This is a genomic window from Kineococcus indalonis, assembly GCF_009906395.1.
Lineage (GTDB): Bacteria > Actinomycetota > Actinomycetes > Actinomycetales > Kineococcaceae > Kineococcus > Kineococcus indalonis.
The window spans coordinates 1-19,233 of the sequence record NZ_JAAALM010000004.1 but is presented as its reverse complement, the minus strand read 5'-3'; the positions used below and the strand labels follow the sequence as shown (position 1 = coordinate 19,233).

The window sequence follows — 19,233 nt, the reverse complement described above, 5'->3', positions numbered from 1 at the left end:
GCCGTCAGCTCGGCCCCACCCGGCAAGCCCCGTGCGCCAGGGAAAGCCACTGAGAACTCGTCAGGTAGAGCTGGGCAGTTCATCCCGCCGCAGAACGAAAAGTGAGCCAAGCCGCCGGCGCCACTTTCCCTCTGTAGAGCGTGTTCAGTACCACCGATGAACCGCAGTAACCGCTGCTCCACTACAGCTCAAGCCGTTGCAGCGCAGCGGCTATACCCGTAGAATAGATGAACAAGCAGACGTCGAGAGTGACGAATCCTCCCCGGCCAGCTGGTTCCGGTAGATGGTCCCCGCTCTTGCATCCAGGCGAAGCCGGAATCGTTGCTGACGCCTTCGGACACTGAAAGCCAGGAGTGCCCACCGAAACCCCACCACCTCCCCAGGAAGTCGATCCCCATGCGCGCCGCCTCCCCCGCCACACGCTCCGCCACCACACTGTCCGTCGGCCGGCGGCACCCCCGCTCGGACCTGCCGGCCCGCGCCCTGGCCGCGTTGCGCGCCAGCCACCGTGAACCGATGAGCACGCCCGCCCCTCAGCGCAGCACGCCGGTCACTGCCACCACCACCGCCAGCGCTGAGGTGAGGGGTGAGCTCACCGACCAGGTGGGCAACGAGGTGGACAACGAGACGGGCGCTGACGTGCAAGCGGTGGACCTGCGGGAGGCTGCGATGGCCGCCGTCGCGGACGCTGCCGCCTTCTACAGCCGGCAGCTGAGCGATCCCCGCGTCGGCCGCCCGGCGCGGCAGGTCCTGGCCGCTCGGCGCCTGCACGTCGATGCAGCCAGCTCGCCGGCGGACGAGGTCGGCTACGCCCCTGACGCTTGGGACGCGCTGTACCGGCACCTGCGCACCCTCGGCTACAGCGACGAGACGCTGCTGGCCGCCGGGCTGGTCACGCGGAGTCGCCGCGGCACGCTCATCGACTTGCTACGCCACCGCATCACCTTCACCATCCACGACCTCGCCGGGCGCCCCGTCGCCTTCACCGCCCGCGCCTTCGCCGAGCGCATCGCCGCCGACGAGGCGAAGGGCAAGGCCGCCGGGCGCACCACCCCGAAGTACCTGAACTCCCCCGACACACCCCTGTGGTGCAAGAGCGAGGTCCTCTTCGCCCTCGGCTGCCCGCGCGTGCGCGCCGCCCTGGCCGACGGAGCCGTCCCCGTGCTCGTCGAGGGCTCCGTCGACGCCCTGGCGGTCACCGCCGCCGGCCGCGGCCGCCACGTCGGCATCGCCCCCTGCGGCACCGCGCTGACCGCGGCGCACCTGCAGGCGCTGGAGCAGGTGCTCGTGGAGACCGGCACCTCGGGAGGACTGGCCGAGCGGGGCCTGGTCGTCGCCTTCGACGCCGACCGCGCCGGCCGCGCGGCCGCCGCACGGGCCTGGACCCTGCTGCGCGAGCGAGGGGTCTGGCCTGACGAGCTGCGCCTGGCCCCGGGCGCGGACCCGGCCGCCACCTGGGCCGGCGACCCCGATGCCCTCACCGGTGCGCTGAGTAACGCCGAGCAGCACCCGCTGCAGGAGACCCTCATCGACGACGCGGTGGCTCCCTTCACCAGCCGCATGCACGAGGTCGAGAGCCAGGTCGCCGCCGTGCGCGCCGCGGTCGCCTACCTGCGGGACACCCCCGCTGAGCTGATCGGCGCCGGCATCTTGCGCGTGGTCCTGGCCACCGGCGTGGACGCCGACTTCGTCATCACCGAGATCCTCGACGCACCCACCCGGAGGAACGCATGAACGCCACGGCCGTCGTGGACGTCATCGACGTGCACATGACCCCCACCACCACCGAGCCCACCACCCAGCCCAGCACCCGGTCGAGCGCCGACTCCAGCGTTGGGTCGAGCGCTGAGGCGATGGCCAGCTTCCGCCGCGACGTCGAGCGTCGTCGTCGCCAGCGCGCCAGCGGCCGCGGGCAGCTGCAGGCCCGCCCCCTGGGCCCGGTGCCGGCACACGTGCGCGGTGCAGCGTCCCGACGCCGCAGCGCGCAGAGCGCCCTGGCGCCCACCCGCACCCGGCGAGGCCGCTCCCGCGCCGCTGGCACGATGAGCGCCATGCCCACCACCCCTGGCGCCACCGGCGCACCCGGAGCTCCCGGTGAGCCCGGCGGTCAGCACCAGGAGGTGAGCCGGCCGGGCAGCCGCGGGGCCGCCTGGAGCCCGGCCGAGGACGAGCAGCTGGTGCGCGAGCTGCTCGACGGGCTGCTCGTGGAGGACATCGCCACCGCCCACCAGCGCACCACCGGCGCGATCTACTCGCGCGCCTCGCGCATGGTGCCGGTGCACCCGCAGGTGCCCACCGGCCGCCGCGAGCGCGTGGAGTGGCTGCGCGAGCAGCTGCACGAGCAGCTGCATGCAGACGCCTCACCCCTGCCCGAGGAGCTTCAGGGCTGGAGCTGGCAGGAGTCGCTGCAGGCCCGCCGCGCCCGCCGAGCTGAGCGCACGTCCACCAGTGAGCCGAGCAGCAGCTCTGGTGCCGGCGACGTCGAGGCCCCAGCGCCGGCTGCGCCGGCGCCCGCCGTGAGCACCCAGACGCTGGCCACGTCGACCAGCAACAGGGATGCCGCGGACAGCGGCGCGGCGTCGAGCAGGGCGGTGGGCAAGCCGGTGCGCCACGGCAAGCCGTGGACGCCCATCGAGGACGCGCTGCTGCTGCGCGGCCTGGAGCAGGAGCAGAGCCTGACCCGGCTGGCCGGCATCCACCAGCGCCGCGCCCGCTCGGTGTTGCTGCACGCCGAGCGGCTGTTGGGCATCCCCGCCGACACCACGCAGGCGCAGGCCGACCGGATGGCCGTGGTGCAGCAGCGGCTGCGCAACGCCCCGCTGCCTGCGCTGCCCGAGCTGCAGATGGACACCGGCGCACCGGTCAACCCCGAGGAGCTGGGCGAGCCGCCGGCGCGCAGCGGCGCCAAGTGGAAGACGGACGAGGACGCGCAGCTGCTGCGTGAGCTGGCCGGTCCCTCGCCCATCGTGGACATCGCCGCCGCGCACGAGCGCAGCGCCGGCGCCATCCACGCCCGCGTGCACGTCCTCACCCCGGATCTGCAGCGCTCCGCCGTCACGTCTGCGGTGCTGCGCCGGAGCGCCCCCACCGCGCAGGACCTCATCGCGCACACCGCCGCCGTCCGGGCCCTGCTGCGAGGCACCCCCGGCGTCACCAACGCCGCTGCTGCCACCGCCTTCGGGCCCGCTGCCTCGCACGAGGCTCCAATGGCAGACGCCGGCCAGAACCGGCACGACGAGGTCGCGCACGAGCTGGTGCGCGACGTGCTCGGCGCTCAGGCACTCGAAATCGACCAGGCTGCCCAGGTCGACGACACCCGCCGATGACCGGTTGAGCCGTCAGAGGGAACCTGTTCACCGTTGGCGCTAACGCTGCGTCAGCGAGCTTGGGAGCACGGTTCCGAGCCGCTAGACGTGTCCTCATGCTCTCTCGTCTCGGTGCCCGCGTGTGCGCGCTGACCCTGGCCGCCACCACCACCGCGATCCTGGCCGGCTGCGGCCCTGCCACCTCCACCACTGCCCCGGCAGTGGCGGCAACCGAATCTTCCGCAACCAGCCCAACTGTCGGAAGCGCACAAGCAGGTCCTGGCAGCGCGCCGACCACCGTCGGTGAGTCAGCCATGGCGCACGTCGACTACTGCGCGGGTCAGACGACCCCCTTCACCGGGGAGGCCGCTGACGTCTTCGGCGCCGACAACGTCATGACGGCGTACTGCGACATGGTCACCATGACGCTGGACGACTCCACCTTCGTCAACAGCCTGCTGCCCTACGAGCCCAACCGCCAGGTGGCCGACTTCTCCTTCGTCAAGAAGTACATGACGGCGACTCTGGCTGAGTCCTGGGACACCGCGGTGGCCCAAGCGCTCGGCGGCGACAAAGACGCAATAGCAACCGTCAGCACGCTGACCTTCTACAACGTGCGCTTCCCGGAAGAGGGCCTCAACGTCCCCAAGGACACCGCGAGCGTCCTCAACAAGAGCTTCAACCCCGCGGTCACCGAGGTGGACCGCTCACAGGCCGACGGCGAGCCGCGCCTGTACATGACCTTCGACGTCAGCGCCACCATCCTGCTGCAGAAGCCCGACGGCACCCCTGCTTTCCTGCCCGTCTCGAAGACCATCCACTACAACCTCCTGCCCGACGGCAACGCCGACATCCCTTGGCGGATCGACGGCTTCACCGGCGACTACCGCTTCAGTCCGGTGACGGACGCGATGCCCGAGGTCGTGTCTGGCTCCTGACCGGCGGTGGGCCGGGTCGTGTCGAGCGTTCATAGCGGCCACAGCCAGCGGTGAGCACCATGACGTCCATAGAGCTTTACCCAGAAGGCCGACCGCGCCAGCGGCGTGGCTGCGCACGCCTGCGATGACCCACTCCTGCCTCGCCGCCAGGTCGCCGCTGGCGCGGCGGCGGTGCCGTGGCTGGTCCTCTCCTCGTTTCTCGTCGAGGTCCAGTGCGGCTCCTGCGTCGCCGCCAGGACGGCGCTTCGCGCCGGCGCCCTGTTCGCTCCTGCCCCTCCCGGCGCTCGATCCTGACCGGCCGCACGAGACGGCAAGCCGAGCTCGCTGCGCTCGACCCCGCCGTGCTGAACCATCTTCGTCCGGGCGCTGCTCCCTCGTTCCTCGGTCGCTGACTGCGCGCCCGCCCCAAGATCGTCTTCCCTCTGGGGCGTCCTCGGCTCGCGGCTGCGCCGCGCCCTGCGGGTGCCTTTCCTCGTGCTTGCCCGGTCCTGATCTCACATCGCCGGGAGGGGGCGGTGAGCGGTCGGCGGCGCCAGCCGCCGAGCCGCCACCGTCTGCCTCCGGCGCGCCTGCTCGCACCACCCGGTGCCAGCACCGAGCAACGAGAGGGACCATCGTGAGCCAGCACATCGACCCCAGCACCGGTAGCACCGGCACCACCATCGGCACGACCACCGACGTCGCCGCCGAGTTGGGCGAGCGCAGCCACGAGGAGGCGATGCGCGCGTTCTGGGGCGAGCCCATCCACGTCTACACCCGCGCCGACGCGCTGCGCGACGGCGTGCTCGGCGCCGCCCCGGCCGAGCAGGTGCGCCAGGCGGGCCTGCCGTTTCCCGTGGCCCTGACCGCCGAGGCATGGGCGGACTGCGTGCGTTGGGACGCCGCCGCCCAGCGCGCCAACCCCGACCCACTGCAGGACGAGGCGGGCAGGCTGCACGACGTGCTTTTCCTGGCCCACTACGCCGCCCTCGCCGCGCGCGGCAGCGCGCCGGTGCCGTTCACCGTGCACCGGGTGCCCGCCGACCGGGCGTGCGTGCACGGCGAGGACGTCGAGCTGTTCCTGCATGGCGGACGCGGGGACGCCGGGGAGCCGGTGCTGACCATCATGCTGCCCGGGCAGAGCTGACCGGAGCTGGTGCCCGCCGCCGTCGGCGGCGGGCACCAGCCGCGTGCGCGCCGGTGCCGACGCCTCAACCCACCCGCGCAGGGCGAGGGGCGCTGCGCCCCCTCGCGCTCCCCCGCCGGCCCACTCGTTCCTCGTGGGCACGGTCGCCGCTGCGCGGCGGCGCAGCCCTCTGGTGTTGCTCCGGGCCCGGCAGCCTGGCGGGCTGCGGTGCCGGCATCAAGCCGGGCTCGCTCGTTCCTCGCTCGGCCTGCGGCTGCCCCGGCTCGCGGCTGCGCCGCGCCCTGCGGATGACCCCGACCCCTCCACGCGCCGGTCGGCTGTGCCACCCGGTCGCAGCACCGGTGCGGCTCGTACCTCGCCGCCAGGACGGCGCTTCGCGCCGGCGTTCCTTCGCTCCTGCCCCTCCCGGCGCTCGATCCTGACCGGAGCGCACGACACGGCAAGTCGAGCTCGCTGCGCTCGACTCCTGCGGTCCAGACCATCTTGTGCCGGGCGCTGCGGCCCTCGTTCCTCGGGCCGCCGACCGCGCGCCCGCCCCAAGATCGTCTTCCCTGCGGGGCTTCCTCGACTCGCGGCTACGCCGCGCCCTGCGAGTGCCTTCCGTCGTGCGCTCCGGTCCTGATCTCACCTCGCCGGGAGGGGGCGGTGAGCGGTCGGCGGCGCCAGCCGAGGCCGCACTCACCGCCGCTCTCCGGCTCACCTGCTCGCACCACCCGGTGCCAGCACCGAGCAACGAGAGGACCCACCGTGAACAAGGCTCGCACCCTGGCGGACGTCACCGGCCTGGACGCCCTGCCCGTCGCCGCAGCACTGAGCGGCGAGCAGGCCGAGGCCCTGCGCGCGAGCACGCAGGCGTGGATCGCGTGGGTGCGCGGTGACGACACCATCACCGGCACCGCGCTGGCGGCGGCGCTGACGCACCACAGCAGCCGCGACCCGCTGCTCGTCCTGGCCCACCGTGGCAGCTGGGCCGAGGGCGACCCCACCACCGGCCACACCGACCCCCTCACCGACGACGCCGCAGGCCGTCTGCTCGCCAGCGGCGCCCCCGACCCCGACATCAGCGACCGCATCATCGACGGCGTGGGCCGCGTGCTCGACGAGGCCACCCGCAACGACGCCGAGCACGCAGGCGCCCTGGCCGTGCAGGCGTTCATCGCCTGGGACCAGGACAACACCATCGCCGCCGAGCTGTGGGCGCGCGAGGCCATGCAGCACGACGACCGGTGCTCCCTGGCCCGCCTGGTGTACGCCGCCGTCTCGCGCGGCGTGTTGCCGGAGTGGAAGAACCGCTGACACCCCGTGCGGTGCTCCCGACGCTGACAGCGCCGGGAGCACCGCACGCTCAGCGCCCGGCGCGGGCACGGACGGCGCTGCGCGCCGGCGCGACGATTCGGGCGAGGGGCGCTGCGCCCCCTCGCGCTCCCCCGCCGGCGCGGCCGGCTGCGTGCGTGGGTCGTTCCCGGCGCTGCACCTCGTGAAGCTGTGCCCGGCTGGCGCACGCTTCGGTGCGACGAAGCGGCCAGGTGCTGTGCCAGCTGGGTGCAGCTGGGCCGGTGGGTCCCGTCGTCCACCTGTGGGCGGGACGAGCAGCGAAGTGGGGTGGCTCGTGCCGTCCACAGGTGGGCGAGGGGTGCTGACTGCACCACCGGCAAACGGCAGAGGCCCCGACGCGAATGCGTCGGGGCCTCTGCCGTTTCTCCTGTCTCAGACCACAGCGGGAACCGCCTTGTCCGTGGCCGGCGTCGGCGCATCGGTCGCGGCGGCCGAGCCCGCCGCGTCAGCGGCGGACTCGGCCGCCGTGCGGTTGCGGCGCGTGGTCGCACCCTTCGGGCGGCCGGGGGCGCGGCGCTCCGGTTCTTCGATGCCCACCTTCTTCAACTCCGCCGCGGTCCAGCCGGCGCTGAGCGCGTCGCTGTGCGCCTTGGCGTACTCACGCTCTCGCTCGACCAGCTCCGCCCGCGCGCTCTCCAGAGCGCGGGCGGAGTGCCCCAGAGCCGCCGCGCACTTCATGCGGGCCTCGTTCAGGGCCCGCAGACCCGACTCGATGTCATCGACCGCAGTAGCCATAAGGCGACTCTACTGCACTGTCAGTAGAGACGACCAGATGACGCACGGCGCGGGATGGGCACCGGGTTTCCGGTGCCCATCCCGCCCCCCGGCACGCACTCGGGTGAGAAAACCACCCGAGAAGCTCTGCGGAGCAAGTTATGCACTTAGGTGCCCTAAGTGGGGCCGTGCCTCGACATGCGTCTCGGCACGGGGCACACTTCGTGTGGTCCCCGGGATCCGGGGTCGCTCCGCTGGGTGTAGAAGGAGGTGGCCGCGATGGCGGACGAAGCGCCCGCGCGCATCAGGTTTTCTCGCCGTCGGCGGGCCAACGCGGACAAGGGTCCGCGACTTCACCGGCACGTGGTGAAGGTGACTCCCGAGGAGGAGTTGGCCCTGCTGGTGAAGTGCAACGAGCAGGGCGGGATCACGGTGGCGCGCCTGCTGGTGGAGTCGGCACTGAGCACCGACCGGGTCACCGCTTCGCAGCGCCAGGAGTCCGCGGTGGAGCTGTTCGCGATCCGCCGTCTGCTGGCCGGTGTGTCCAACAACGTCAACCAGCTGGCGCGCCAGGCCAACGCCGGCGGGCCCTTCCCGCTAGAGGCGTCGGCGACGCTGGCCGCAGTCCGGCGCGTGGTGCAGCGCCTCGACGCTCAGCTGTTGAGGGACTGAGCGAGCGTGATGCCCAACGTCGTGCGCGGTGAGCGCCTGCAGGGCCTGATGGCCTACCTGGTGGGCCCGGGCAAGGCGAACGAGCACAGCGAACCGCACCTGGTGGCTGGAGACGCGGCCATCATGGCGTGGCACGACGACGCCGAGCTCGACCACGCCAGCGCCATGGCCATCGCCGAGCAGCTGGACGCACCGCGCAAGGTGCTGGGTGTGGAGATCGCCGGTGGTTCGGTGTGGCACTGCTCGCTGTCGCTGAGCGCGGAGGAGGGCGTGCAGTCCGACGAAATGTGGGCCTCCGTGGCCCGGGATTTCGTCGACGGCATGGGCTTCACCGAGACGTCCGGCAAGGCGCCGTGCCGGTGGGTGGCGGTGCGGCACGGCCTGTCCAAGGACGGCAACGACCACATCCACCTGGCGCTCTCGCTGGTGCGCGAGGACGGCACGAAGGCCAACGTATGGAACGACTTCGCCAAGGCGCAGCGCCTGGCCGGGGAGCTGGAGCGCAAGCACGGTCTGCAGGTCCTGGAGTCGCGGCAGCTGGGTACCGGCGAGCGGGGGTTGAAGCCGGCGGAGCTGGAGCGCGCGCGGCGCACCGGCGCTGAGCCGGAGCGGGTGAGGCTTGCCCGTCAGGTGCGTGCTGCCTCCGCGGAGGCGACCAGCGAGGTCGATTTCGTGCGCAACCTGCGCGCGTCGGGGGTGCTGGTGCGGCCGCGCTACGCAGCCGGGCGCCATGACGTGGTCACGGGATTTTCGGTCGCCCTGCGCCCCACCGATGGGGCCAAGCCGTACTGGCTCGGGGGCGGGCAGCTCGCGCGGGACCTGACCCTGCCCCGCTTGCGCCAGCAGTGGCTGGACACCCCCGAGGCGGCCAGCGCCGCGGTCGTGGAGTGGCGCCGCTCGCGCCGGACGCAGCACCTGGAGCAGGGCACCGAGCGCGGTGCGCGGCGGCCGGTGTCGCCGGAGCAGTGGAGCAAGCACACCGAGGAGGTGGCGCAGCTGCGTGAGTACCTGCGCGCCGTCCCCGTCGACGACCACGCCACCTGGACCCAGGTGGCGCGGGAGACCGCGGGTGTCTTCGCGGTGTGGTCGCACCGCGTGGAGACCACCCCCGGCCCGTTGGCGGAGACGTCCCGAGCCTTGGCGCGCTTCGCGCAGGTGCGCGCTCACCGCGCGACACCGAGGCCCTCCGCGATGCCGTCGGTGCACGGTGCCGTGCTGGCCCTGGCGGTGGCATCGGACAGCGGCTCCAGCCGCATGGCGCAGGCGGTGATGCTGCGCCAGCTGGCCAACACGATGAAGGCCGTGCACGACGCGATGAGCGCGCGCGGTGACGCCCGCAGCGCAGCTGCGGTGGCCTCGGTGGCGCGGCACCAGCTGCGCGCCATCGCCGCCGCGCTGCCCGATCCGGGCGATGGTCAGCAGCGTCCGGCGGTGCTGCGGGAGATGCGCGCCACGCGCGAGCGTGCGGCCGCCCAGACGCGCACGACGGGGGCCCAGCGGGCACCGGGTTCACCGGTGCCCACGCGCCTGCAGCCGGGTACAGCGGCCGCAGCGCAGCACGCCGGCAGTGGCGCGCGGAGCGCACCCAGAGCACCGCACGACGGGCGCGGGGAGCACCTGGAGCGCTAAGCGAGGACAGACACGACCAACCACACACCGGTGAGTGCAGGACCGGGTCCACGACCAGGTGAGGAGCGCAGCGATGGCTGAGGAAAGCGACGGCGTCGAGGAGATGTTCGAGGGCGCGATCCGGGGCGGTGTCACCGTCGCGGGCCGCCTCGCGGAGGAGCTGATCCGGGAGGCGGAGCGCCGGGACCGGGTGAAGGAAGCCGACAAGCGCGATGAGGCCGTGCAGTCGCAGACCCGCCTGGACGCCGAGCGGGCTGCGATGCGCGCGCAGCTGAGCAGCATCGAGCAGGGCGCCTGGTGGGAGCGGGCCGGCGCCGGTGACATCGCCTCCGCGTACCAGCTGGCGACGGCCTGGCGTGACGTCGACGGGCAGGCCGGCGCCGCGCACCAGCGCATCGCCGGTGAGGTGCGGGAGCGCTACGGGATGGACCTGCAGCGGGTGGAGGGAGACGTCTTCACCGCGCTGGCGGCCGCTCCCGAGGTGCGCTTGAGCGAGGCGGACAAGCTGCGCGCCGCCGAAGCGTGGGCGCCCACCAGCGCGGCGCGCGAGGCGGGCTTCGACTACCCGAGCTGGTCCACGGACTACCAGCGAAGCGACACGCTCGGCGCGGTCGCCGCCGGGCGTGAGCAGCTGATCCAGGCGTGGGAGACGTGGCGAGCTGAGCAGCGCCCAGCCGAGCAGGCCGGCGAACGGGCCGGCGAGCAGGGTGGTGCTCAGGCGGCTGAGCGGGTGAGCCGGTCGGTGGGCTCGCGCGAGGCCGGACTGGACGGCATCGCCGGTCTGATCGGCGCCCTGTCCGCCGATCAGGTGCGCACCGCTCAGGTGCGCGAGCTGGCCGCCGCCGGCCGCGGCAGCACCAGCGCCGCGGAGCTGGAGAGCGCGCGGGAGACCGCCGCCGCGTTGCTGAGCTACCGCGGCGATGAGCGCAGCAGCGAGCAGGGCCAGCAGGGCGCCAAGGCCCGCGAGGACGTCATGCGTGCAGTGGACCGCCTGGGCGACGACTTCACCCCGGTGAAGGGTTTCCTGCGCAGCGCAGCCAGCGACGCCATCCTGGCCGGGGAGCTCGCGCAGCTGCGCGAGCCGGCTGCCACCGAGCAGCTGCGGCAGGTCCTGACCGCCGCCTGGGACCGGCTGCAGCCGGGAGGCGCCAACGACACGGAGCGCAGCAGCGAGGCCGACAAGAGGCAGCAGCGCGGAGAGCGCGCGGTGCGCGAAGCCGACCGGCAGGAGCGCCGAGAGCAGCGCGAGACAGACGAGCCCGCGCCGTCGCGCGGTGAGCGCACTGGCGGCGCCGCACGCGCCGGCCGGAGCGCCAGCGAGGTGCACGGCGCAGCTGCGAAGCCCGCCTACGACAGCGCCGAGCGACGCGGGCAGCTGGCCGCCAAGCTGGAGTCGGTCAGCGACAAGGAAGCCGTGCACGCGCGTCTGACGGCCGACAAGGGCAACGGCAAGCACCCGCGTGAGGCGGTCACCCAGGGCCCCACCAAGGCGCCCAAGGCGCGGCGCTCCGCAGGCATGGACGGCCGCCAGCAGGAGCAGAACAAGGCACGCGGTCGATGAGTGGCGGTCCACTTCTCTGCGCGCTGTCGTCGCGGGCAGCCGCCTGACGCAGCAATGGTGAAGGGCCCGTCTCCTGGGCGGATTCTTAGGGTCCTTGCAACACCTGAGGCTTATGTGGCTGTCAGTAGATCACGCAGACGCTCGGCTGGGCTTGCCCAGCCGAGCGTCTTGCGTGGCCGGGCATTCAACTGCTGGGCGACGTGTTCAAGGTCGGCGCGGCTGTGCACTGACAGGTCGCTGCCCTTGGGGAAGTACTGGCGCAGCAGCCCGTTGGTGTTCTCGTTCGAGCCGCGCTGCCAGGGCGGGTGCGGATCGCAGAAGTAGACCGGGACGCCGGTGGCGACACTGAACTGCCGGTGCGCGGCCATCTCGCAGCCCTGGTCCCAGGTCAGCGAGGCGCGCAGGTGCGCCGGCAGCGTGGCGATCAACGGCACCAGCACGTCACGGACCTCCTCGGCGCTGTGCCCGCCGGGCAGGTGCCCCAGCAGCACGTAGCGGCTGGCGCGCTCGACCAGGGTCACGATCGCCGAGCGTGAGCCGGTGCCCACGATCAGATCACCCTCCCAGTGACCGGGCACCGCCCGGTCGGCGACCTCGGCCGGCCGCTGGGAGATCATGACCATCTCCTCCACAAACCGCGGGGTGCGCGCCTGCAGGCTGCGGTGCGGCTTGCGGCGGGTGCGCCCGGTGCGCAACGCGGTAGCGACCTCGCGGCGCAGCCCGCCGCGGGCTTGGACGTAGAGGGCCTGGTAGACCGTCTTGGTGCTCACCCGCATGCCCTCGTCGTCGGGGAAGTCGACGATCAGAGCGTGGCAGATCTGCTCCGGGGACCAGCGCAGCGCCAGCTTGGCGGCCACGTACTCGCGCAGCGGCCCCGCCTGAGCCAGCTTGGCCGTCTTGGGCCGGGCCCGGCTGGTGGCCCAGGCGCGTTGGGCCGCGTGCGGGCGGTAGTCCCCGGCGATGGAGCGGGCATCGATCTCGCGTTTGACCGTGGACGCCGCCCGACCCAGCGCCCGCCCGATCGCGCGCAGCGACTCCCCGCGCCGGTGCCGGTCGGCGATCTGCTCACGCTCGGCCAGCGTCAGGAAGCGCGGGTGCAGCCGAGCCTCGAGCGCGGCCAGCGAGGGCCCACCGACTCCCGCCAGGGGCGAGGGGAAGGGTGAGACGATGGTGATCACACCGGTGGTGTAGTCGATGCGGCGGCCATCGGGCAGCACCCGCGCGCCGTTGCTCTTACCGATGCCGTGGTCCCAGTCCCTCGCGGTGCGCTCGTGGACCCCGGCCTGCGCGGCGGCGCGCCGGCGAGGCAGCCCGCTCGCGCGCAGCGCCTCGTAGCGCGCCCGGCCCGGGTGCGGGGCGGCCCCCGCCTTGCCCCGGCCGCGAACGCCGGCGCGCCGCGCCCAACCGGCCGCGGTGTGTGCGCTGATGCCCAGCACGCGGGCAGCGGCCCGCACGTTGCCGTCCTGCTCATCCAGGACCTGGAAGAACCTCGCTCGTGACTGCTCCAACGACACGGTTCCCGCAACTCCCTGACATCCAGGGTGTTGCGGGGACCGCTAGAACCCACGCTGCAGGAGACGGGCCCTTCACCATTCAGTCGAACAGTCCAGGCGGCGGCGGCGCCAACGGCAGCGTGGACCAGTCGTTGTCCGGGTCGCGCTGGCGGTGACCCTTCTCGGGTGAGCACCCCTTGAAGGGGCCGCTGTCGCTCATCAGCACGGCCATGTGGTGGTCGGCGTGGTCGCGCAGCCACACCGAGGAGCCGGTGGCGGCGTCCATGCGCAGGTGCTCCCACGATCGCCACAGCGCGTCCAGGCGGTACAAGGCCTCGGCGTGCGACCACCACTGCGGGCACCAGATGCGGCTGCTGCTGAGAGCTCGACCGTACGTGGGCGCGAGGAAGTCGGTGACGAAGTCGACGACGGAGTCGTACTGCAGCTGCGGCTCAGCTTCACCCTTGCCCGTGCCCTGCGTGCTCCCCCGACCGGTGAGCTCGTCCTCGACGGCGTGCTCGGCAGCCTCACGCAGCTCGTCGAGGACGTTGTCGGTCAGAGCGCCCTTGACCGCTTCACGAGCCAGGGCGTCCAGACGGGCGCCGACCGCGCGCGTGACGGCCTCGGCGACGCCCTGGCGCAACGCGTCGCCGGCCAAGGCCGCGGTCAGCGCCGTGGTCACCGCGTCGTCCCGCCCGCTCGCTGCGGGCGCCGGCGTCCACCCCGCGGAGGTGCCCTCGTCCTCGAGGCCGTCGTCCACGTCGGCCTCGAAGTCGTCGTTGAAGGCGCCGTCGAGGACGTCGTCGATCTCGTCCCACTCCCCCACCCCGCTCACGACTTCAGCCAGCGGTTGGTCCGAGCCGTGGGGGTGCTGGTGCCCGTGATGGTGTCCGCGGTGCTCGGCGCAGGGGCCGTCGTGGCCGGCATGGTGAGGGGGGCGCCGCTCTCGCGGGCGCGGACCTCGTGCAGGGACTGCTCGGCCTCGGCGATGACCAGCTCAGCGGCCGGGTCGTGCGCGCGGATGGAGGCCCGGATCGCCTCGGCGTGCGGGCTGCTCATCCACGGCACGGTGCGCGCCAGGACGGGCCGGTTGCCGGAGGAGAAGACCACGGCGCGGCCCTTGGGCAAAGCGGCCAGGTCGGACACGTCCAGGATCCTCTCGCGCACCGCCTGGCGGGAGGTGGTGTGGCCGTGGCGCGAGGAGCTGGAGGAAATCTGGGTCCGCTCGTAGTCGCCGATGGTGGCCGACATGCGGTCCAGGAAGTCGCGGTCGTCCACGCCGCCGCCGTAGACGCGCACGTTGGCCGCGCTCCACAGCTTGCTCATCCCGCGCTCACCCCACACCTCCACGCCCTGCGACCAGGACTGCAGGATCGTGGTGAGCAGGATGCCGCGCGAGCCGTAGTGGCTGTACTTGTTCGGCAGCTCCTTCCAGCGGCAGACGTTGGCGGCCTCGTCGAGCACGACGACCATCGGGGTGCTCAGCCGGCCGCCGGGCTGGGTGGTGGCCAGCTGCTCGGCGGCCTCGGTGACGGCGACGGTCAAAGCGGCCACCAGCGGCCCGCTGGTGCCCTCCCCCTCCTTGGACAGCAGGTACAGGGTGTCCTTGCTGGCCACGAAGTCGTGCGGGTTGAACTCCCGGCGCACATCGCGCGCAGCCCCTGCCTGAGCGCCGGCCTGGCTGGGTGAGGTGACCCACTGGGTGGCCGCGCGGTTGCGCAGGAAGCTGGCCGTCTGCCGGGCGGTGCCGTACACGCCGGAGCGCTGCTTGTCGGCGGAGTTGATGTGCCCGTACAGCTCGGCGGCCTCCAGCGGGTAGCGCCTCTTGAGGATCTCGGCAGGCCGCTCGTCGGTGGGGTCGGTCAGCCACAGGAAGACGTCGGTGATGGGGCGCCCGTCCACGGCCGCAGCCAGCAGCAGCGCCGCCAGCAGCGACTGCCCGGCGCTGTCGAAGAAGGCGTCCTTGCGGGCCCCTTCCGGCTGGGCGGCGCCGACCAGGACACCGGCCAGGGTGGCGGCCTTGACCTCGTCGGTGACGTAGGTCAGCGGGTTCCACCACCAGTCGGCGGGCTCACCGGCGATGCCCTGGGGGTCGAAGACCCACACACCGCGCGAGCCGAAGTCGCAGCGCAGGTCGCGGGTGGCGTCGACGAGGTCGCGCTTGTTGGAGGTGGCCAGCACGGCGCCGGGAGCGGCGACGATGCAGGGCACAGCCCGCGAGGTGGTCTTGCCGGTGCGCGGGCCCCAGATGTCCACGCAGACGTCCTCCCATGAGGCGTACAGAGGCTGACCGCCGGCGACGCTGTTGGCGATCAGCTGGCCCGGCTGACCTTCCATGGACAGCCTGGTGGCAGCGGCCAGAGCGCCGCGCTTGGACAGGGAGGCGATCTCGCCGCCACGGCCCATGTGGGCGGCGGCGGCATCGACGCGCACGCGCCTGCGCAGGGCGCGGCACACCAGGGCGATGACGAGGGTGGCCAGCGTCAGCAGCAGGACGCCGACGCCGACGGCCACCTTGGTGGCGGTGCCCGTCCACGTCGTCTTGCCCGTGAACAGCCCGATGCTGACCTCGAAGGGGTTGTTGGAGGCGGGGCCGGGGGTGCTGTCGAGGAAGGCGGCGACTTCCAGGGTCAGCCACACCCCGACCGCGGCCAGGGCCAAGGCGCCGAAGACGAACAACGGCAGCAGCTGCGCCGGGTCGTTCGAGCCGGGCCCGCGGCGCCGGGACGGCGCGCTCACGCCAGCTCCTTCTGGGTCTCGAGGTAGGCCCCGGGGTGGGCATCGAGCCGGGCGTCGGGCTGCGCGTCACCGTCGGCAGCGACGCTGGCAGCGGTCAGGTCGACCTCGGGCACCGGGAGGACCTGACTCGGCTGCTGGACGGCCGGGCGAGTGGCCGGCTGGGGCTCCGGTGGGGTCGCCGGCAGGGTCCAGTCCTCGCCGAACTCGGCCTCGTCGACCTCGCCGGGTGCGTTCAGCGGCACGGCTGCCTCGTCGGCCTGGCGCACGGTGCGCAGGTTCTCCTCGTCGATCAGGGCGTCGATGGCGCCCTCTCCGATGCGTGAGCGCACGTGCCACTTGCTGTTGGTGTCGTTGACGGCCTTCTCCGCCGACGTCAGCGCGATCTCGACGGGGATGCCGGGGCGGCCGCCGACCTTGATGAGGAACTTGCCCATGCCCGGGGGGTCGGCGGTGGCGAGCTCGTCGCCGCCGTCGGTGCCCCCGCCGATGCCCATGGCGGCCTTGGCGGTGCTCGCCTCGTCCAGCTCCTCCCCGGCATCCCACGCCGGCGGGTCCGTCCAGCCCACCAGCAGGTCCTGCTCGGCCTGCGAGAGCGGGACGATGGGCGTCAGCTTGGGCATCTCCGCTTCGGGCAGTCCGCCGCACATGACGATGGAGGAGCGCTCGATGAAGCCGACGGCCTTCTTGCGGTCCTGCTCCGGTAGCGCGTCGAGGTCGCCGACGGTGTGCGTGATCATGGCGGTGCCCACGCCGAGGGTGCGCGGCAGCCGGGTGAGGACGTCGACGCGGTCGACCAGGCCGCGCCCGGCGCGCAGCGCCCGCCACAGCTCGTCCATGACGATCATGTAGTGGCGGCGGGGTTCGAGCCCGGCGTCGGCCAGGGCGTTGGCGGTGCGCACCATGCCGAAGCCGTCGGACCAGCACGCCAGCAGCGCCGCGCCTTGCAGGTCGGTCTGCCCGTCCCCGATGGAGGACAGGTCGTAGACCAGCGGCAGGTCGCGGCGCGCCGGGGTGGTGGTGTGCTGGGCGAAGATGCCGCCCAGGCGCCCGGTGCCGGAGCTGATGCCGACCAGCGTGGCCTCCAGGTTCTCGGTCAGCTCCTGGTACTTCTTGAAGTCGCCGCGGTCCAGGGCTGCCAGGCGCACGTCCTCGGGGGCCTCGCGGATGACCTGCAGCAGGTCCTGGGGCAGCGGGGTGCCCGAGGACCGGGAGTCGAGCACGTGCAGCGCCCGGTCGAGGATGGTGTCCTCGCGGTCGGTGGGTGGAGCTGCGCGGCTGATGGTGATGAGGGAGGCCATCATCTGGTGCCGGCGGTCGTGCGCGTCGGCCAGCACCGCCTCGCGGGCGGTGCCGGTCAGTCGCGCGGCGGCGGCGCGGGCCTCGCCGGGGTCCAGCACGTTGATGTGACCGCGGCCGGGACCGACCTCGATCACCTGCCCGCCCAAGGCGCGGATGAGGGCGACGTAGTCGGGCTTGAGGTCACCGAGCACCAGGGGCAGGACGCCGTAGCCGGCCTGGCCGGTGAGCATGTGCCGCATCGCGGTGCTCTTGCCCAGCCCCGGCTTGGCGAGGACGAACATCGTCGGCTGAGGGATGAGCCGGGCGCGCTGGAACCAGGAGATCGGATCGCAGCAGACGGTGGCGCCGGTCTGCAGGTGCGCTCCCATCGGCACGCCGACCATCGGAGTTCCCGCGCCGGCGGCGAAGGGCCACAGCCCGCAGGCCTGCACGGTGGAGGCGCGGAACTTGTTGGGGGCGTCGATGTGCATGGTTGCCCCTCCTCCGCGCCCGCCCCAGCCGCGCCAGCTGCGGCGTGCGGTGGGGAGGGCGCGGGTGGCGCCCTTGGAGCGCGTCTGCGCTGCGGTGCCGTCGACGCCGCTCCCCTGCTGGCGTGGGGCCTGCTGGAGCGGTGCCTGCTGGGTGTCCGGCTGGCTGGTGCGGTTGCTGGTGCGCTTTCGCATGGGCCCCAGCACCTCAGATCGACCCCTTCAGGACCTCGGGCACGCTGACGTGCTCGGACAGGATGATTCCCAGCGGCAGGCCGCCGGCGAAGGTGGAGTCCTGCGCGCCGTAGGCCGGGCGCAGCAGGACACGAGCGCTGGACTGCAGGCTGTCGATGGCCGCGACGGCTTCGGCGCGCTGGGCGGCGTCGCTGACCGTGGCAGTGACGATCATGCCGAAGTCGACCAGGCCGGCGCCGACGGCTTCCTCCCTGGCGGTGGCCGCCGCGGCGCGCTGCTGCAGCAGCGCCTTCTGCGAGGGACGCCGCGAGCCGTACACGCGCGAGTCGGCCTGGCGCTTGTCCATCTCGGCGATGGCCGCCGCGCGGCCGCTGTCGTAGGGGCGGTACAGCAGGGTGACCCGCTTGCGCGTGAGCGCGTGGTGCGGGGAGAGCAGCTTGGCCAGGACGGTGGAGTAGACCTCGCCGCGCGGCGCCCGGCTCATCACCCACGACATCGACAGCGCCGAGTCGTGCCGGTAGCTGTCCCAGCTCGCCTCCGAGGCCACGGGGCCGACGTCGGACCAGCGCAGCAGCGGCACCTCGCCGGCGGCGTGCGCGTCGTCGATGAGCTGGGCGGCTGCGGGGTCGTAGGCGATGCGCACCGCCTCGCACAGCTTCTGAGCGCTCATCGGCCGGGCACCGCCTGCACCGCAGGCGTTCAAGCTGGCCACCAGGGCGGGTAGCCGGGACGCCAGGTCGCGGCCCATCTCCTCGGGGCTGCGCCTGCGGCCGCCGCCGTAGGAGGAGGAGGTGAAGGTCAGGGTGACGATCGCCTTGACCGTCGCGGAACCGGCCGGGTAGGTGCGCGCCGCCTCGGCCAGCACCGCCTGCGCGAACGCGGGGGCGTTGGGGTCGGCGTGCATCGCGACCTCCCGGCGCAGGCGGCTGCCGGTGTCAGCGGAGGTCTCCACGGTGACCTGGGCGCCCACGACACCGGGCTCGTCGCCCACCGTGGCCAGCCACGCGCCCCAGTTCGCCACCCAGTTGTCGACCTGCTCGTCATCGACCAGGGCGTTGCCCTCCGGCTGCACCGCGAAGGCCACGGTGTAGTGGTTGGTCGAGGCTGCGCGGATGAGGGCGAAGCGGCGGCCCAGGGAGTCCAGGTGCTCGAACAGCTGCGTGTTCGAGGCCAGCCCCGGCAGCTGGAAGGTCCCCCAGGGGGTGCGGCCCAGCGGCCCGGAGCGGTACAGGTGCGCACCCAGGCGGCGGGCCCGCCACCACGCCCCGTGCGCGGTGGCGCGCTGAGCGGCGTTGCGGTGGTGCTTGTCGCGGATGGCCAGCAAGGCGACCAGGATGCCGGTGACCAGCAGGATCGGCAGCGACTTGAGCACCCCGAGGATGACGATGCTCAGGATGAAGAACACGAAGCCGCCGAGGAGCACCGCCGTGGGCACCGGCGGCAGCGTGCCGATGCCGGCCTTCTCCGGCTGGCGGAAGTTGCCGTACGTGCGCGCCTGTCGGGCTTCAACGGCTGCCACTGGGGTCCCCTTCGTTGGTTGCGTTCTCTGTGCTGTCCTTGGCAACCTGCGCCGCCTTCTGGCCCACGGCCTTGGCGCCCTTGATGACTTCCGCGCCCGCCGCGACCGCCAGGCCCACAGGTCCTGCGGCTGCGCCGGCGGCCGCACCTGCGGCCGCCGTTCCGCCGGCTGCTGCGCCCCCGGCGGCTGCGCCGCCAGCTGCCGCACCGCCGGCCGCTGCGCCCCCGACGGCCGGCGGTGC

General features: G+C 73.2%; 15 protein-coding genes. 8 read left to right on the top strand and 7 right to left on the bottom strand.

All coding sequences use genetic code 11. The features are described 5' to 3' along the window. The first annotated feature begins 516 nt into the window (after window positions 1-516). The 5 genes from GTR00_RS00580 (at window position 517) to GTR00_RS00560 (ending at window position 6,665) form a co-directional block, all read left to right on the top strand. On the top strand, window positions 517-1,734 hold the full coding sequence (locus GTR00_RS00580; RefSeq protein ID WP_166609724.1) for a toprim domain-containing protein: 1,218 nt from the start codon (window positions 517-519) through the stop codon (window positions 1,732-1,734). Continuing rightward, entirely contained in the window at window positions 1,731-3,326 is a 1,596-nt protein-coding gene (locus tag GTR00_RS00575; protein ID WP_166609723.1) for a hypothetical protein, read from the top strand. The genes GTR00_RS00580 and GTR00_RS00575 overlap by 4 nt, the downstream gene beginning before the upstream one ends. A 119-nt stretch (window positions 3,327-3,445) precedes the next feature. Further along, entirely contained in the window at window positions 3,446-4,243 is a 798-nt protein-coding gene (locus tag GTR00_RS00570; protein WP_166609722.1) for a hypothetical protein, read from the top strand. A 616-nt stretch (window positions 4,244-4,859) separates the two neighbouring features. Beyond that, on the top strand, window positions 4,860-5,369 hold the full coding sequence (locus GTR00_RS00565) for a DUF6573 family protein (protein WP_205704755.1): 510 nt from the start codon (window positions 4,860-4,862) through the stop codon (window positions 5,367-5,369). A gap of 747 nt (window positions 5,370-6,116) precedes the next feature. Continuing rightward, window positions 6,117-6,665, top strand: coding sequence for a hypothetical protein (locus tag GTR00_RS00560; RefSeq protein ID WP_166609721.1), 549 nt, complete (start codon window positions 6,117-6,119; stop codon window positions 6,663-6,665). A 411-nt stretch (window positions 6,666-7,076) separates the two neighbouring features. Here GTR00_RS00560 and GTR00_RS00555 read toward each other — a convergent pair whose 3' ends face one another. Beyond that, entirely contained in the window at window positions 7,077-7,439 is a 363-nt protein-coding gene (locus GTR00_RS00555; RefSeq protein WP_166609720.1) for a hypothetical protein, read from the bottom strand. Between the two features lie 345 nt (window positions 7,440-7,784). On the opposite strand from GTR00_RS00555, the gene GTR00_RS00550 reads away from it, so the two are divergent. Genes GTR00_RS00550 through GTR00_RS00540 form a run of 3 tightly spaced genes read left to right on the top strand, consistent with a single transcriptional unit; the run spans window position 7,785 to window position 11,280 of the window. Continuing rightward, entirely contained in the window at window positions 7,785-8,090 is a 306-nt protein-coding gene (locus GTR00_RS00550; protein ID WP_205704754.1) for a MobC family plasmid mobilization relaxosome protein, read from the top strand. A gap of 9 nt (window positions 8,091-8,099) precedes the next feature. Beyond that, window positions 8,100-9,719, top strand: coding sequence for a relaxase/mobilization nuclease domain-containing protein (locus GTR00_RS00545; RefSeq protein ID WP_407659562.1), 1,620 nt, complete (start codon window positions 8,100-8,102; stop codon window positions 9,717-9,719). Window positions 9,720-9,753: 34 nt separating this feature from the next. Next, window positions 9,754-11,280, top strand: coding sequence for a hypothetical protein (locus GTR00_RS00540; protein ID WP_166609717.1), 1,527 nt, complete (start codon window positions 9,754-9,756; stop codon window positions 11,278-11,280). A 110-nt stretch (window positions 11,281-11,390) separates the two neighbouring features. Here GTR00_RS00540 and GTR00_RS00535 read toward each other — a convergent pair whose 3' ends face one another. The 6 genes from GTR00_RS00535 to GTR00_RS22705 all read right to left on the bottom strand — a co-directional run. Continuing rightward, the gene (locus GTR00_RS00535) at window positions 11,391-12,590 is read right to left on the bottom strand and encodes an IS30 family transposase (protein ID WP_166609732.1); all 1,200 of its coding nucleotides are present in this window, start codon (window positions 12,588-12,590) and stop codon (window positions 11,391-11,393) included. A 283-nt stretch (window positions 12,591-12,873) separates the two neighbouring features. Further along, window positions 12,874-13,608, bottom strand: a complete 735-nt coding sequence (locus GTR00_RS22710; RefSeq protein WP_205704753.1) for a DUF4913 domain-containing protein — start codon at window positions 13,606-13,608, stop codon at window positions 12,874-12,876. Then, entirely contained in the window at window positions 13,605-15,512 is a 1,908-nt protein-coding gene (locus GTR00_RS00525; RefSeq protein WP_166609716.1) for a type IV secretory system conjugative DNA transfer family protein, read from the bottom strand. The genes GTR00_RS22710 and GTR00_RS00525 overlap by 4 nt, the downstream gene beginning before the upstream one ends. Next, complete coding sequence (locus tag GTR00_RS00520) at window positions 15,509-17,281, bottom strand: hypothetical protein (RefSeq protein WP_205704752.1); 1,773 nt, start codon at window positions 17,279-17,281, stop codon at window positions 15,509-15,511. Before GTR00_RS00520 ends, GTR00_RS00525 begins: the two co-directional genes overlap by 4 nt. A gap of 205 nt (window positions 17,282-17,486) precedes the next feature. After that, window positions 17,487-18,992 (bottom strand): SCO6880 family protein, encoded by a 1,506-nt coding sequence (locus GTR00_RS00515; protein ID WP_166609715.1) that lies wholly within the window; start codon window positions 18,990-18,992, stop codon window positions 17,487-17,489. Next, the coding region (locus GTR00_RS22705; RefSeq protein ID WP_205704751.1) for a hypothetical protein at window positions 18,979-19,233 on the bottom strand (255 nt) is incomplete at its 5' end. The genes GTR00_RS00515 and GTR00_RS22705, both read right to left, overlap by 14 nt.